The sequence below is a fragment of the Klebsiella sp. K5-45 genome, assembly GCF_030128605.1.
Taxonomy (GTDB): Bacteria; Pseudomonadota; Gammaproteobacteria; order Enterobacterales; family Enterobacteriaceae; genus Klebsiella; species Klebsiella quasipneumoniae.
The window spans coordinates 238,276-252,763 of record NZ_JAKUZW010000001.1 but is presented as its reverse complement, the minus strand read 5'-3'; the positions used below and the strand labels follow the sequence as shown (position 1 = coordinate 252,763).

The 14,488-nt window shown below is 56.3% G+C and carries 16 protein-coding genes; 6 read left to right on the top strand and 10 right to left on the bottom strand.

Going from position 1 to position 14,488, the window contains the following annotated elements; all coding sequences use genetic code 11:
- The first annotated feature begins 72 nt into the window (after positions 1 to 72).
- Both MKS11_RS01305 and MKS11_RS01300 read left to right on the top strand, forming a co-directional pair.
- Positions 73 to 411: a hypothetical protein gene (locus MKS11_RS01305; protein WP_032426102.1), complete on the top strand. Its 339-nt coding sequence runs from the start codon at positions 73 to 75 to the stop codon at positions 409 to 411.
- Between the two features lie 205 nt (positions 412 to 616).
- Positions 617 to 805: a hypothetical protein gene (locus tag MKS11_RS01300; protein WP_065696808.1), complete on the top strand. Its 189-nt coding sequence runs from the start codon at positions 617 to 619 to the stop codon at positions 803 to 805.
- 195 nt (positions 806 to 1,000) lie between these two features.
- Here the strand turns inward: MKS11_RS01300 and MKS11_RS01295 are convergent, their stop codons facing one another.
- The 3 genes from MKS11_RS01295 to MKS11_RS01285 all read right to left on the bottom strand — a co-directional run bounded on the left by MKS11_RS01295 (position 1,001) and on the right by MKS11_RS01285 (position 4,382).
- A complete protein-coding gene (locus MKS11_RS01295) occupies positions 1,001 to 2,182 on the bottom strand; it encodes a PLP-dependent aminotransferase family protein (RefSeq protein ID WP_004205205.1) in 1,182 nt (393 codons plus the stop codon).
- A gap of 150 nt (positions 2,183 to 2,332) precedes the next feature.
- The gene (gss, locus tag MKS11_RS01290; RefSeq protein WP_004205206.1) at positions 2,333 to 4,198 is read right to left on the bottom strand and encodes a bifunctional glutathionylspermidine amidase/synthase; all 1,866 of its coding nucleotides are present in this window, start codon (positions 4,196 to 4,198) and stop codon (positions 2,333 to 2,335) included.
- 76 nt (positions 4,199 to 4,274) lie between these two features.
- A complete protein-coding gene (locus MKS11_RS01285; RefSeq protein ID WP_032426103.1) occupies positions 4,275 to 4,382 on the bottom strand; it encodes a hypothetical protein in 108 nt (35 codons plus the stop codon).
- A 34-nt stretch (positions 4,383 to 4,416) separates the two neighbouring features.
- Here MKS11_RS01285 and MKS11_RS01280 point away from each other — a divergent pair, with 34 nt between their 5' ends.
- Together MKS11_RS01280 and yghU are read left to right on the top strand one after the other, a co-directional pair.
- The gene (locus MKS11_RS01280; protein ID WP_284109352.1) at positions 4,417 to 4,977 is read left to right on the top strand and encodes a thioredoxin domain-containing protein; all 561 of its coding nucleotides are present in this window, start codon (positions 4,417 to 4,419) and stop codon (positions 4,975 to 4,977) included.
- Between the two features lie 47 nt (positions 4,978 to 5,024).
- Positions 5,025 to 5,891 (top strand): glutathione-dependent disulfide-bond oxidoreductase, encoded by an 867-nt coding sequence (yghU, locus tag MKS11_RS01275; RefSeq protein WP_002916742.1) that lies wholly within the window; start codon positions 5,025 to 5,027, stop codon positions 5,889 to 5,891.
- Between the two features lie 35 nt (positions 5,892 to 5,926).
- Here the strand turns inward: yghU and MKS11_RS01270 are convergent, their stop codons facing one another.
- From MKS11_RS01270 to exbB, 7 genes are all read right to left on the bottom strand, one after another.
- A complete protein-coding gene (locus MKS11_RS01270; protein ID WP_004205207.1) occupies positions 5,927 to 6,214 on the bottom strand; it encodes a DUF2623 family protein in 288 nt (95 codons plus the stop codon).
- A 78-nt stretch (positions 6,215 to 6,292) separates the two neighbouring features.
- The gene (gene yghX, locus MKS11_RS01265) at positions 6,293 to 7,180 is read right to left on the bottom strand and encodes a YghX family hydrolase (protein WP_043520944.1); all 888 of its coding nucleotides are present in this window, start codon (positions 7,178 to 7,180) and stop codon (positions 6,293 to 6,295) included.
- A 121-nt stretch (positions 7,181 to 7,301) separates the two neighbouring features.
- Entirely contained in the window at positions 7,302 to 7,796 is a 495-nt protein-coding gene (locus tag MKS11_RS01260) for a TIGR00645 family protein (RefSeq protein WP_004105804.1), read from the bottom strand.
- Positions 7,797 to 7,902: 106 nt separating this feature from the next.
- Positions 7,903 to 9,426: a glycoside hydrolase 43 family protein gene (locus MKS11_RS01255; protein ID WP_023319155.1), complete on the bottom strand. Its 1,524-nt coding sequence runs from the start codon at positions 9,424 to 9,426 to the stop codon at positions 7,903 to 7,905.
- Between the two features lie 13 nt (positions 9,427 to 9,439).
- The gene (locus MKS11_RS01250; RefSeq protein ID WP_002916782.1) at positions 9,440 to 10,858 is read right to left on the bottom strand and encodes a glycoside-pentoside-hexuronide (GPH):cation symporter; all 1,419 of its coding nucleotides are present in this window, start codon (positions 10,856 to 10,858) and stop codon (positions 9,440 to 9,442) included.
- Positions 10,859 to 11,062: 204 nt separating this feature from the next.
- Positions 11,063 to 11,488, bottom strand: a complete 426-nt coding sequence (exbD, locus tag MKS11_RS01245; RefSeq protein ID WP_002916785.1) for a TonB system transport protein ExbD — start codon at positions 11,486 to 11,488, stop codon at positions 11,063 to 11,065.
- 6 nt (positions 11,489 to 11,494) lie between these two features.
- On the bottom strand, positions 11,495 to 12,226 hold the full coding sequence (gene exbB / locus MKS11_RS01240; protein ID WP_004174395.1) for a tol-pal system-associated acyl-CoA thioesterase: 732 nt from the start codon (positions 12,224 to 12,226) through the stop codon (positions 11,495 to 11,497).
- 250 nt (positions 12,227 to 12,476) lie between these two features.
- Between exbB and metC the strand changes: the two genes are divergently transcribed.
- Complete coding sequence (gene metC, locus MKS11_RS01235; RefSeq protein WP_004205213.1) at positions 12,477 to 13,664, top strand: cystathionine beta-lyase; 1,188 nt, start codon at positions 12,477 to 12,479, stop codon at positions 13,662 to 13,664.
- A 131-nt stretch (positions 13,665 to 13,795) separates the two neighbouring features.
- Entirely contained in the window at positions 13,796 to 14,455 is a 660-nt protein-coding gene (yghB, locus tag MKS11_RS01230) for a DedA family general envelope maintenance protein YghB (RefSeq protein WP_004205217.1), read from the top strand.
- The last annotated feature ends 33 nt before the right edge of the window (positions 14,456 to 14,488 follow it).

The window sequence follows — 14,488 nt, the reverse complement described above, 5'->3', positions numbered from 1 at the left end:
CCGGGGCCGGCGCTTACATCAGGCCGTCGTTGCAGGTACACTGACGGCTGATTGTCTCCGGCCGAAAAACTGATGTTGAAAAAATTATCCTTAATTATCCCGCTGCTGGCGCTTACCGTGCTGCTGGTCTGGTGGTTCACTCCGCATTACACCGAGGAAGACGAAGCTTACTACCGGGCGGTATTTTGCGTGATCGATCATGACGACAGCCGCCAGTTCCTCCACGATATGCAGAATATCGTCGAGGGGGGGAATTCTGACTACGCGCTGCATAAAGCACATTACCTGCCGGCGCTGGGGCAGCGGATGCTGGACACCTGGCATCAGCTCAGCCCGCAGGAACAGCAGGCGCTGCGTCAGGACCAGCAGCGCTGTGGCGAGATATTACGAGCAAAACAGCAGGGTAAATAATCCCGGCGGGCTGGCGAAACCGCAGCCCGTCACAGCGCCCGATAAGATCCCGCTGTTGACGAGCCGATCGCTGTCACAAAATCCTCCTCTATCACCGAGCCACAGGAGGACGTTTTTTTCTGCAGTCGTATACGATAAAAAGTAGTTGATCTGGTACGAACTAACTCTTATTTTGCTTCTCAGTTTTCAAAATGAGATAAAACTGATGCCTGTCATTATTGCCAGTAGTGTTAAAGAAGCCAAAGCGTTAATTAACGGTGGGGAATACAGGGAAATTATTCTTAACTTCGATATTGATGCCGATGACTTTTTCTCTCTCGCCAGCCATTCGGCTGGGACAAAAATCTCCATCTCCGACCGAAACGATCATTCTCCGGTAAAATCAGCAAAATAATTAACCCGTGAGGGACATCTATGTGGTTGTTTATTGGTACCTTTGCGGTGGCTTTTCTCGCAGCGCTGATGTTGGTCTGGCTGGATGATCGCATCGTCGATACGGAGTGACCCCAGCGCTGAACGCTAGCGTCACTCCCTCTCGCTATTGAAGCGAAGAGGATGCGCCGCCGCTAAGCGGCGCACAGCAGGACCGTTACAGGGAGGCCGCCAGCCGCTCAACGGCGGTCAGCAGCCCGGCTTCCGACACCGTTGAGTAGGAAAGACGCAGGGTACGGGTATCCGGATTATCGTGATAAAACGCTTCCCCCGGAACGTATACCACGCCGTTTTCCAGCGTTTTCTTCATCCATTCCATGGTATCGAACGGATAGCGGAAACGCGCCCACAGGAACATCCCCCCCTGCGGGCGGCTGAATTCCAGGTGCTCGCCAAGGCGGCTTTCCAGCGCATCGGCCAGCGCCACGCACTTCTTGCGATAGTCTTCGCGAATCAACGCAATCTGGTTATCCAGCCGGTTCAGGCTGAGGTATTCCGCGGTGATCACCTGCGACAGCATATTGGTATGCAGATCCGCCGCCTGCTTCACGATCACCGTCTGCTGCGCCAGCCAGTCCGGCATGACGATCCAGCCGATACGCATCCCCGGCGCGAGGATCTTTGAAAACGTCGAGGTGTAAACCACTTGATCTTCACAGCCCAGCTCAACAGCGTGCTGATAGAGCGGGCGTCGCACGGCGTCAGTAAAGCTAATTTCACCGTAGGGATCGTCTTCCAGAATGACGAAGTCATATTTTTTCGCCAGCTCGACCAGCCGGCGACGACGCGCCTCGCTCAGCGTTTTACCGCCGGGGTTGCCGAACGTCGGCACCAGGTAGACGGCTTTGACGCGGGTGGTCTCCAGCAGGTCAGCCAGCTGCTCCACCAGCATCCCGTCATCATCGGTATCGACGCTGAGAATATTGGCCTGCGCCAGCTGAAACACCTGCAGCGCCGCCAGATAGGTGGGTCGCTCAACGACGATAGTATCGCCTGGATCGAGCAGCGTGCGGGCAACGATATCCAGCGATTGCTGGGAGCCGGAGGTGATATAGACCTGAGCGGCTGAACAGGTCACGCCACGGGAGTGGCAGATTTCACTCACCGCCTGACGCAGCGGCGGGTAGCCTTCCGTCAGACCGTACTGAAATGCGTCATGAAAACGCTCGCTCATCACCTTCTGCACCGCCAGCTCCAGGCCTTCGGTATCAAACAGTTCCGGGGCCGGAATGCCGCCGCCAAGCGAGATCACGCCCGGCAGTTTACTGTGCTTGAGAAGTTCGCGGACGGCGGAGGGCTTGAGTTCACCCGCGCGGGCGGCGAGACGCCGATCGTGCATACTATTTTCCTTTTCTGTCTTGTTGTTGTGTTAATTATCTTGGCTTTGTTGCAGGTGTTCCCCGGCGGCGCTTACCAGTCCGGGCTATCCTTGTTCGTGTCTCTGCGCTCTCCCCGGACAGGGCAGGAGCCGCTATCCGGGGTCAGCACGTCACGCTTTGTCTTTCAATACGATCAGCGGCTCTATGTCGCTCTCTTTTTTCACCACCAGCGACGAATCGCCGCGCAGGCAGGTACCGCCGTAGTTACCGCCGACGGTAAAGGTGCACACCTGGATATACTTGCCATCCACTTTCGGCAGGCACCACAGCTGCTGGTAGATATTCTTGCGATCGACAAACTGGCCGCTGGTCTTATCCAGAACCTCATCCTGAGGCCCGATCAGGTCGATATTGTTCCCGCAGCGCCCGGAAATGGGCTTCACCGCATAGCCGGTTTTCGCCAGCTCGTCGTTAACCACAAAATCGGTATCCAGCAGATAGCGATGATGCGGGAACAGCGACCACAGCACCGGCAGGATCGCTTTGTTGCCCGGGATCACCGTCCACAGGGGTTCGAATACCAATACTTCAGGACGCAGCAGGACGTCAATCAGTCGCACCTCATTCTGTGGATGCCCGGTACGAATCGGCACCGCCGCGTACTCATCGGCGCTGACTTCGCGCACCTGCTCAATGGCGGTTTCCCATGCCCAGGTTTTCCAGACGCAGTTGACCAGCCGCCCGTCGGCGTCGATCAGCTGGCCGGCCGCATCCCAGCGCAGTTCATCGAGGCCAAAGAGAATTTTGCTCTCGAAACCGGCCTGGGTCAGCGAACGCTGGATAAACTTCGCGTGGTAATTCTCTTCCAGATCCTTGTCCTGCATGATGTGCACGAAAGGCCGCGCCCGGCTGTGTTTCCACGCTCCCGCCAGTTCATCGAGCAGACCTTCCGCCGGATTGTGACCAGTGCCATAGTAGCCCTGCTTCAACCACTGCTCGAGGATCAGCCCGCCTTCGGTATGGCAGGAGGCGGAGTCGGCATTGTACTCGTATACCTTCAGCCCGCGCTCGTCCATGCAAAAATCCATGCGCCCGGTGATCATATGATGACGCCGGCGCTGCCAGGAGAGACGCAGACGCGGCCAGAGGATTTTCGGGATATCGAACAGCGCCAGCAGGTTATCATCCTTCATCACCTTATCGGTGGCGTGCAGATACATCAGGTGCAGCTCGTTGGTGGCTTTAATCAGCTCCTGTTCGGCGCTTTCGCTGATAGTGAAATACTGATAAGGATCCTGATTGATAAAATGGCCGTTGGCCGCCACGTAGGCTTTCTGCAGCGGATCTTTCTCGTTCAGCCATTTGCCGCGGAACTGGCCGTTGTTCGGCAGCCGCGCGCCCTTGATCGCCATCGCCTCACCCGGCAGTACCGGCTGCGGCAGGCTGTGTTCGGTATCGGCGGTCTGGATCATCCAGCCTAAAATTTCGGTATCGGCAAAGGTATCTTTGATGGTGTACCGGCCGGCGTTGACCTCGAGGGTCAGCTCGCGGGTCCACTGCTGGCCCTGCGGCAGCGGCGAGTGAATGACGTTCTGCTCGGCGATACGCACCTTATTGCCGACAAGCTGGGTGATCACCGCGACATGGCCGGTGTGCTTGAACTCGCCGCCCTTCTGCCAGATCAGCAGCGAACCAGCGATCGGCGGACGACGGGAGCCGTTGGCGAAGGCCTGAAGCGGGAGAATGTTGTCATTGACCACTTCGCGCAGAAAGCGCAGGGAGAAGATTTCATAGGCCATCCCCACATCGGTAAAGACAAACCCGTAGGTCAGGAACAGAAAGCGGCGCGCAAACTCCACGCACTGCCATTTATGCCCCATATACTCATTGCCGATGTAGCTGCGAAACGTCGCGTCATCCGGATAATCCTGTGGATTTAAGCTACTGTAATTCGATGAATAAATCGCTACGCCGCCGGGCGCGTAGCCTAACAATGTCCCAAACGGGGCGTCACTGCTTGTCGATCCTTTGCTCATTTAGCCTGACCTCAAATTAATGCAGCCCGGGCAGTTGGCGAAACAAAACTCCCTCTTCTTATCCTGCCGCAGGCACTTACCAGACAGAGGTGTAACGATGATACCACTCATTCGTTTCGCTAATCGTGCCGTTAAGGAAAATAACCCTGCAGCCGGAAGCAGAAGTGATATCGTTATCGGTGATATAACAAAAAACAACGCAACATCAGGAGTCGACAATGAGCACACCCTCGCATCTGAATGCCCAACCGCTGGTCTGGGGACACGGCCCGCGGACGTTTGAGGTGTTCCTTGAGCCCACCTGCCCCTACTCTGTCCGCGCGTTTAATAAACTCGACGATCTGCTCGATGAGGTCGGCGCCGATAACGTCACCATCAAGATACGGCTGCAATCGCAGCCGTGGCATCTGTTCTCCGGGGTGATTGTCCGCTGCATCCTCGCCGCGTCCACCCTGCCGCATGGCAGAGAGCAGGCGCATAAGGTGATGCAGGCCGTGGCAGACCATCGGGAAGAGTTTGAGTTTACCGATCACTGCAGCGGGCCGAACATGAACGCCACCCCGCAGCAAATCATTGAACGCATTGAGCGCTACAGTCACGTGCTGCTGGGGGCCGCCTTTCCCCGCCCGGAGCTGCAGGACGTGATCAAATGGCACAGTAAATATGCCCGCCAGAACGGCATCCATGCCTCGCCGACCTTTATGGTCAATGGCCTGGTGCAGCCGGATCTGGGCAGCGGCGATGATGTCAGCGTGTGGGCCGCGCGGATTATGGCCTGAGGTCACCTGCTACACTTTTTGTACATCCACGAAAAAGGCAAACCAGCATGTCAGAGCAAAACTACCAGCCACCAAAAGTGTGGGAATGGAAGCAAAACAGCGGCGGCGCGTTCGCCAACATCAACCGTCCCGTTTCCGGCGCGACGCATGAACGCGTCCTGCCGGTGGGAACCCATCCGCTCCAGCTATACTCACTCGGCACGCCCAACGGCCAGAAGGTGACGATCATGCTGGAGGAGCTGCTGGCGTTAGGCGTCAGCGGCGCGGAGTACGACGCCTGGCTGATACGCATTGGCGAAGGGGATCAGTTTTCCAGCGGCTTTGTCGAGATCAACCCGAACTCGAAGATCCCGGCCCTCAGCGACCATTCCACCACGCCGCCGACCCGGGTATTTGAGTCCGGCAACATTCTTCTCTATCTGGCGGAAAAATTTGGTTTCTTCCTGCCGAAAGATCCTGCCGGTCGCACCGAAACCCTCAACTGGCTGTTCTGGCTGCAGGGCGCGGCGCCGTTCCTGGGCGGCGGCTTCGGCCACTTCTATAACTATGCGCCAGTGAAGATCGAGTACGCGATCGACCGCTTTACGATGGAAGCCAAACGCCAGCTCGACGTGCTGGACAAACAGCTCGCCCGTGGTCGCTATGTAGCCGGCGAGGAGTACACCATCGCCGATATGGCTGTCTGGCCGTGGTATGGCAACGTCGTGCTGGGCAATGTCTATAACGCAGCGGAGTTTCTCGACGCCGGGAGCTATAAAAACGTGCTGCGCTGGGCGCAGGATGTGGGCAACCGCCCGGCGGTCAAGCGGGGACGCATCGTGAACCGCACCAACGGCCCGCTCAATGAGCAGCTGCATGAGCGCCACGACGCCCGCGACTTTGACACCCAAACGGAAGATAAGCGCCAGGCGTAACGCTCTGACCCACCGGAGGCAACCGCCTCCGGTTGTTAGCTTTCCAGCCGATAGCCCGCCATAAAGTAGCGCATCGCGGTCGAGGAACCACTCTCTTTGAAGAAGTCCATCACCATATCTCTGTCAAGGCCATAGCGACGGGTCAGGATCCCCGCCTCCCACGCGCTGAGCTGGCGGTCGCCGGTTTTTTCAAACATGCGGTGCGAGTAACCAAGCACAAACCCGCGTTTATAGTCGGCGCAAAAATTCGCCGCATGCGCGGCGGTATCAGCATAGGATGCCTGTAGCCCCGCCATTAAGCCTTTGCCAAAATGATTTTCCATCAAGCTCTCCCAATCGTTATATAATAAATTATATAGCGTTTTTTTGAGCGAGCGGTAGCGCTATTTATGACGTTTGCGTTAGCGTAAATACTTATCAAACCATGCCAGCGTGCGTTGCCAGGCCAGATCCGCCGCAGCCCGATCGTAGCGCGGCGTAGAATCATTATGAAAGCCGTGATTCACGCCCTGATAGAGATAGGCCTCGTAGACTTTATGGTGTTCCTTCAACGCCTGTTCATAGGCGGGCCAGCCTTCATTAATGCCGCTATCGAGTCCGGCGTAATGCAGCAGCAGCGGCGCTTGAATTTTATCGACCTCCTTCAGCGGCGGCTGGCGGCCGTAAAACGGCACCGCGCAGGCCAGCTCCGGAATGGCGACCGCCGCCGCGTTGCTGACGCCGCCGCCGTAACAAAAACCGGTGATACCAACCTTCCCCGTCGCCTGCGGATGCTTCGCCATAAACGCGACCGCGGCGAAAAAGTCATTCATCAGCTTCACGGGATCGACTTTCTGCTGCAGCGCGCGGCCTTCATCATCATTCCCCGGATAGCCGCCGACGGAGCTCAGGCCATCCGGCGCCAGCGCAATATACCCCGCTTTCGCTACCCGCCGGGCGACGTCTTCAATATAGGGATTCAGGCCGCGGTTCTCATGTACCACCACAACGGCGGGCGCTTTATCGGCTATTTTCGTCGGCGTCACCAGGTAAGCCCGCACTTCGCCGTGGCCGTCAGGAGAGGGATAATGAATATACTCCGGGCGGATATCCGGGTCAGTGAACGGTACCTGCTCTGCCAGGGCATAGTCGGGCTTCAGCAGATTAAACAGCGCCAGCGCGGTCATCCCGCCGACGGCATATTTCCCCGCCAGCTGGAGAAACTCGCGTTTGCTGATTTTACCGTGGGCATAGTAGTCATAATACTCAAGCAGCTGCTGCGGGAAATCTTTGGCCGTTAATCGCGTCATCACCCTGCCTCCGTTGTTTATCGCCTTTTAAGCAAAGCAGAAGCCCGGACATACGCCAGCGCAGTAAAGCAGAAACGGGGAGAAAAAAGCCCGGCAGCTGCCACCGCCGGGAGAGAAGGGATTAGTGTTTCACTTTGGTCAGACGATCGAGGTAGCCCATCACAAAGGCCGACAGCACGAAGGTCAGGTGGATAATCACGTACCACATCAGCTTATTGTCCGGGACGTTTTTCGCATCCATAAACACCCGCAGCAGGTGAATAGAGGAGATCGCCACGATGGAGGCGGCAACCTTATTTTTCAGCGAAGTCGCGTCCATTTTGCCCAGCCAACTAAGTTTTTCTTTACCCTCGTTAATATCCAGCTGCGAGACAAAATTTTCATATCCAGAGAACATCACCATCACCAGCAAACCGCCCACCAGGGTCATATCCACCAGCGACAGCAGGGTCAGAATCATATCCGACTCACTGACGCTAAAAATATGCGGCAGTATGTGGAAGATCTCCTGAAAAAATTTGATGGTCAGCGCAATCAGACCGAGCGAGAGGCCAAAATAAACCGGCGCCAGCAGCCAGCGCGAGGCGTACATAGCATTTTCCAGAAAGCGTTCCATAAGATCCTGTCAGTTAACATAAACGGCCGCCATTATATCGCAACAGGGTAACGCTTATGCAACATCAGCCGCCCGCGTCATCTGCAGGCGGCCAGAAACGGTTTCTTTAAAGTATGACCTCAAAGTCCTGCAAAGCGGAGTAGCCCTCGCTTTGTAGGCCAACCATTGAAGCAGCCAGCAGGCCAAATTTCGCACCGACCCATTTTCCCTTCCCGGCAGCAAAACAAAGAGGAACCTTCCGCCACTCCTCCTCGGCTCGCCAGGAAAATTGACACAGGCCGCCTTCGCCTACGGCAACCTGCAGCTGACACTTGCCGCACTTAAGCTCAGCAAGAACCTGACGAGTTTCGCGCACTACGCCCGCATCGCTCATCCAACCGTGTCGCCACACGAGCCGGTAACTCCCTTGCCCAAACTCCACCAGCAAAGCGGCGTAGCGTTCGCCGTATACGATCAGGCCTCCGGCATCACCGTCCTGAGCGGCATATAACGTTACGCTTGTTTTCGCGCTAAAAGTTAGCGCCGGAAATTTCTGCAGCAACAGCTGCGGCGCCCAGTATAACGCTCTCTGTCCATCGACTTCGGATAATGGGACGCAGCGTAATCGAAGTTCGCCTTCCGCCGGCAACAGCCACTCAGGGCTGGGGTTAGCCTGCCACTGCCACTGTATACCCGGTTGGCCTTGCGCAAAATAGTCGCTGGTTTGCGGCGCCAATGCCGGTGAAGGCGTTAACCCTTTAGGACGCGGCCAACGTAAAACCGGCTGTCCGACGCCGCAGTTGCCAATCTGCTCACCGATACGCGGCCAGCCATCGTTACCCCAGTACATCGGCTGGAGGTGAACCACGCGGCCATAGAGATGTAAGTCCTGGAAATGAACAAACCAGCATTCGCCCTTCTCACCCTCCACCCAGCCGCCCTGATGTGGTCCATTTATCGACGTGTTTCCCTGGAAAAGCACGTTTTTGGCTTCCCAAGGCCCCGTCATCTGTCGCGCGCGCAGTACCGTCTGCCAGCCATTTTCAACCCCGCCCGCAGGAGCAAAGATGTAGTACCAACCGGCGCGTTGATAAACCTTTGGCCCCTCAAGGGTAGGTAAATCGCAGCAGCCGTCATAGATAATCTGCCCTTCGCCCAGCAATTCGCTGGCGTCCGGCGCCATCGCAAACAACTGCAATTTATGCTTGATGCCGCTGCGGCTATGGGCGAAGGCATGTACCAACCAGGCCTGACCATTGTCGTCCCAGAACGGGCAGGGATCTATCCAACCTCTGGCCTCGCGCAGGCAGTGCGGAGCGCTCCATTCCCCCCATGGATCCTCGGTATGGCAGATAAAAATACCTTCATCTGGCGTGCTGAAGCAGACCCACAGCTTGCCATCATGCCAGCGAATCGACGGCGCCCATACGCCCTTACCCGGCTGATACCGGTCATAACCAGGTAGCGGCAGTTCATCCATAACGTGGTTGATGATAGTCCAATTAACCAGGTCCGTTGAATGCAGGATCGGTAAAGCGGGCATATGGTTAAAACTGGAAGAGACCATAAAGAAATCATCGCCTACGCGCACGATATCCGGGTCGGAATAATCGGCGCATAAGATAGGATTCTGGTATTCAGAAGGGGTCATGTTTCGCATCTCCTCAGGCCTTTTCCGGAACGGCGTTTAGCGGCAAATGCGTCTCTGAATGCCCCTGCTGCTGACGCATGGACAGCTCGCGCTGAATTGTCTGCATCATTTTGTCATCCAGCTTATAGAAACGCGCCAGCCACCACAGGAGCAGGTAAGATAGTGATGGACCGAGCGTTAACAGCCCCACAATTCCCATTGTCGCCAGCGGAGTCTGCGCCGTTACGCCCGCCTGATAGCCAAATAGCCCAAGCGAAAAACCTACGGCGGCACCAGCAACCGCCATGCCCATTTTCAAAGCAAACAGATTACCGGAATAGGATAATCCCGTGATGCGACGGCCAAACTTCCATTCGCCATAATCGGCAGCGTTGGCCATCATGTTCCATTTAAACGGCTGGTACATCTGATGGAAGAAGCCGACCAGGAAGTATAAAGGGAACACCACCGGCAGCCAGGTCGGCGGCACAAAGAACATTACGACGCCAACCAGGACCAGCAGGAGGTTGATATTTTTAAACAGCGATACCGCACGATAGCGCTTGGCCAGCCATCCGGCGGCGATGCTGCCGATAATCGTGCCAACGACGCTGGTGGAAACAAATGCTGATTTCATGGCCGTTCCTGCCGCTGACTCCACGCCGCCTAACATCAGGTAGGTTGCATAATAGAGCGTGGCGGCGCTGCGCATAACCCCGGCCATACTGGAGAAAAAAGTAATTATCGCCACAATACGCCACTGGTCATTCGCCAGCAGCTGACGGAGATCTTCGCGTATGCTCCCCTGCTGTTCAACAGCTGGAGCCACGCGTTCTTTGGTAGAGAAAAAGCAAAAAGCCAGCATTACAATAGCGATCGCGCCCATGATTCCCATTGTGGCCTGAAAACCAAACTGCTTATTTTCCTTACCGAAAAAATCCACCAGGAACAGGGTTGCGACAGAAACCATCAGACCGGCCAGAGAAGAGATCGTAAAACGATATGACTGGGCTGAAAGGCGATCCTTCTCATCACGCGTAATGACTCCGCCCAATGCGCAGTAAGGAATATTGATAAAGGTGTAACACAGCATGAGTAAGGTGTAGGTCAGGTAGGCATAAACCAGTTTACCCGATGCGCCAAATTCCGGGGTCGTGAAGGTCATTACCGCCAGCACGGCATAAGGTACGGCAAACCAGATAAGCCACGGGCGAAAATGGCCCCAGCGGGTCTTTACACGGTCTGCAACAATGCCGGTTAGCGGATCGGTAATCGCATCCAGAACCCGCGTCACCAGGAACATCACTCCGACTGCGGCAGCTGAGAGCCCGTAAATATCCGTATAAAACCATGTCAAAAACATGGTTACCGAAGAGTAAACGATACCGCAGGCTGCATCTCCCATGCCATATCCCAGCTTCTCCGCAAATGACAGTTTATTATCGTGATTCACAATATAACCCCTCTCAGATGAAGTGGTATTCACTGTAGAGGCAGGATAAAAACTATCCTATTGTCATTTTTCGCAACGGGTTTATGTTTTCTGTTAACTGAGAAAGTTGTCACACATCTATAAGATTGGTCTTACAAGTTATTGCATCACCTATTAAAAAGCTGGCGCAAGGCCAGCCTGAGGAGATAAGTGAAAAGGGGTAGGTTACTTCGCTTTGACGGTCTCTTCGCCCACCAGCCCGATCTTGAGATATCCCGCCTGATGCAGGGTATCCATCACTTTCATCATCGTCTCGTAATCGACGGTTTTATCCGCGCGGAAGAAGACGGTGGTATCTTTTTTGCCGGCGGTCAGGCTATCCAGGGCGTTAATCATATTCGCTTCGGTCACCGGGTCGTTGCCGAGGAACATGCTCTTATCCGCCTTCACCGACAGGTAGATAGGTTTTTCCGGTCGCGGTTGCGGCTGGCTGGAGGAGGCCGGCAGATTCACCTTCACGTCGACCGTCGCCAGCGGCGCGGCCACCATAAAGATAATCAGCAGAACCAGCATGACGTCGATAAACGGCGTCACGTTGATCTCATGCATTTCGCCGTTATCGTCCAGATTTTCATTAAGACGCATCGCCATAGCCGATCAACCTACCCGTAATTTCTGCGCGCTGCGCACCGGCTTCACGCCGCTGGCGCTGAGGTCCAGGTCGCGGCTTTGCAGCAGGAGTACCTGAGCGGCGACGTCACCGAGTGAGGCCTTATAGCTGCCGATCATGCGGGCGAAGATGTTATAGATGACCACCGCCGGGATGGCGGCGAACAGGCCGATGGCCGTCGCCAGCAGCGCTTCCGCGATGCCCGGCGCCACCACCGCAAGGTTGGTGGTCTGGGTCTGAGCGATGCCGATAAAGCTGTTCATGATGCCCCAGACGGTCCCGAACAGGCCAACGAACGGCGAAATGGCGCCGATGGTGGCCAGGTAGCCGTTGCCGCGCCCCATATGGCGACCGACGGCCGCGACGCGGCGCTCAAGGCGGAAACCGGTTCGTTCCTTGATGCCTTCATTGTCTTCGGCGCCGGCGGAGAGTTCGAGTTCGTTCTGCGCTTCATTGATAAGCTGGGTGGTGAGGCTTTTCGCCTCAAAGGCGCTGGCGATATCGCTGGCCTGATCGAGAGAGCGGGCTTCCGCCAGCTGCTGCTGTTCGCGTTTGAGGCGACGCTTACTGGCGAGGATTTCCGCCCCTTTGCCGAAGAAGATGGCCCAGGTGACGACTGACGCCAGAATCAGGCCAATCATCACCACCTTAACGACAATATCAGCATGATGATACATACCCCAAACGGAGAGATCCGCCTGCATCAAATTATTACCCACGCTCTATCTCCACGACGATAATCACAAAATCTGCCCTCAATAATATCAAAACGACATCGAATTGATAGTGGTTCTCATTAGTATTTACACTGTGCAGCAAATCACGTTTATTTTCCTTGCGCTTACGCAGTAAAAAAGTGGCTAACCGCGGGCCTGGTAAAATTTTCGCCTGTATCGGCAGCGCGCTGGTACAGAAAAGAAGAATCATGCTAGTTTAGACGTCCAGACGTATAAAAACAGGTTCATCAACATGGCTGATAAACATCTTGATACCGCGCTGGTCAACGCCGGGCGGAGCAAAAAGTACACCCAGGGCTCAGTGAACAGCGTGATCCAGCGCGCGTCATCGCTGGTTTTCGACACCGTAGAGGCCAAAAAGCACGCCACTCGCAATCGGGCCAACGGCGAGCTGTTTTACGGGCGTCGCGGCACCCTGACCCACTTCTCGCTGCAGGAAGCGATGTGCGAGCTGGAAGGCGGCGCCGGCTGCGCCCTCTTCCCCTGCGGCGCCGCCGCGGTAGCCAACACTATCCTGGCGTTTGTCGAGCAGGGCGACCATGTGCTGATGACCAATACCGCTTATGAGCCAAGCCAGGACTTTTGTACCAAAATTCTCGCTAAACTCGGCGTCACCACCAGCTGGTTCGATCCCTTAATCGGCGCTGATATTGCCCAACTTATTCGGCCGGAGACCCGCGTGGTGTTCCTGGAATCACCCGGCTCCATCACCATGGAAGTGCATGATGTGCCAGCGATTGTCGCCGCCGTGCGTCAGGTCGCGCCGGAAGCGATTATCATGATCGATAACACCTGGGCGGCGGGGATCCTGTTCAAAGCGCTGGATTTTGGCATTGATATTTCCATCCAGGCAGGCACCAAATACCTGATTGGCCACTCCGACGCCATGGTCGGCACCGCGGTGGCGAACGCGCGCTGCTGGCCGCAGCTGCGTGAGAATGCCTATCTGATGGGGCAAATGCTGGACGCCGATACCGCCTATATGACCAGCCGCGGCCTGCGCACGCTGGGCGTCCGCCTGCGTCAGCATCATGAAAGCAGCCTGCGCATCGCCGAGTGGCTGGCGCAGCATCCGCAGGTGGCGCGGGTCAACCACCCCGCCCTGCCCGGCAGTAAAGGCCATGAGTTCTGGAAACGCGATTTTACCGGCAGCAGCGGGCTGTTCTCGTTTGTGCTCAACAAGCGTCTCAACGACGCTGAGCTGGCAGAGTATCTCGACAACTTCAGCCTGTTCAGCATGGCCTACTCGTGGGGCGGCTTTGAATCGCTGATACTGGCCAATCAGCCGGAGCAAATCGCTCACATCCGACCGGATGCGGAAGTCGACTTCAGCGGCACGCTGATCCGTTTGCACATTGGTCTCGAAAATGTTGACGATCTGCAGGCGGATTTAGCAGCGGGCTTCGCGCGTATCGTGTAAAGTGACAGTCAGTGGCAACAATAGCGGACGCTTTTTATCGGAGCGGCCGCTTTTGTTGCGCCCGGGATCAAGGTGCTCGGGTCTCTTCAGGAGTACACTAGTCAACAATACGGTACCACTTAGGAAAGTCCATGGTTGTCATTCAAGAGATTGTCGCCGCGCTGTGGCAACATGATTTTGCCGCACTGGCGAACCCTCATGTTGTGGGCGTTGTATATCTGGTTATGTTCGCGACCCTGTTTCTGGAAAACGGGCTGCTGCCTGCCTCCTTTTTACCTGGAGACAGCCTGCTGCTGCTCGCCGGCGCGCTGATTGCTAAAGGCGTCATGGACTTTGTGCCCACTATCGCCATTCTGACCGCCGCCGCCAGCCTCGGCTGCTGGCTGAGCTATGTACAGGGGCGCTGGCTGGGCAATACGCAAACGGTGAAAGGCTGGCTGGCGCACCTGCCGCATAAGTACCATCAGCGCGCCACCTGCATGTTTGACCGCCACGGTCTGCTGGCGCTGCTCGCGGGCCGCTTTCTGGCCTTTGTCCGTACCCTGCTGCCAACCATGGCGGGGATTTCCGGTCTGCCGAACCGCCGCTTCCAGTTCTTCAACTGGCTGAGCGCCCTGCTGTGGGTCGGCGTGGTCACGGGCCTCGGCTATGCGCTGAGCATGATCCCGTTCGTGAAACGTCATGAAGATCAGGTGATGACCTGCCTGATGATCCTGCCAATTGCCCTGCTGCTGGCTGGCCTGCTCGGCACGCTGTTCGTGGTGATCAAAAAGAAATACTGCAGCGCCTGACGTTGACTGCCGGGGGGCTGCGCCCGCCCGGCC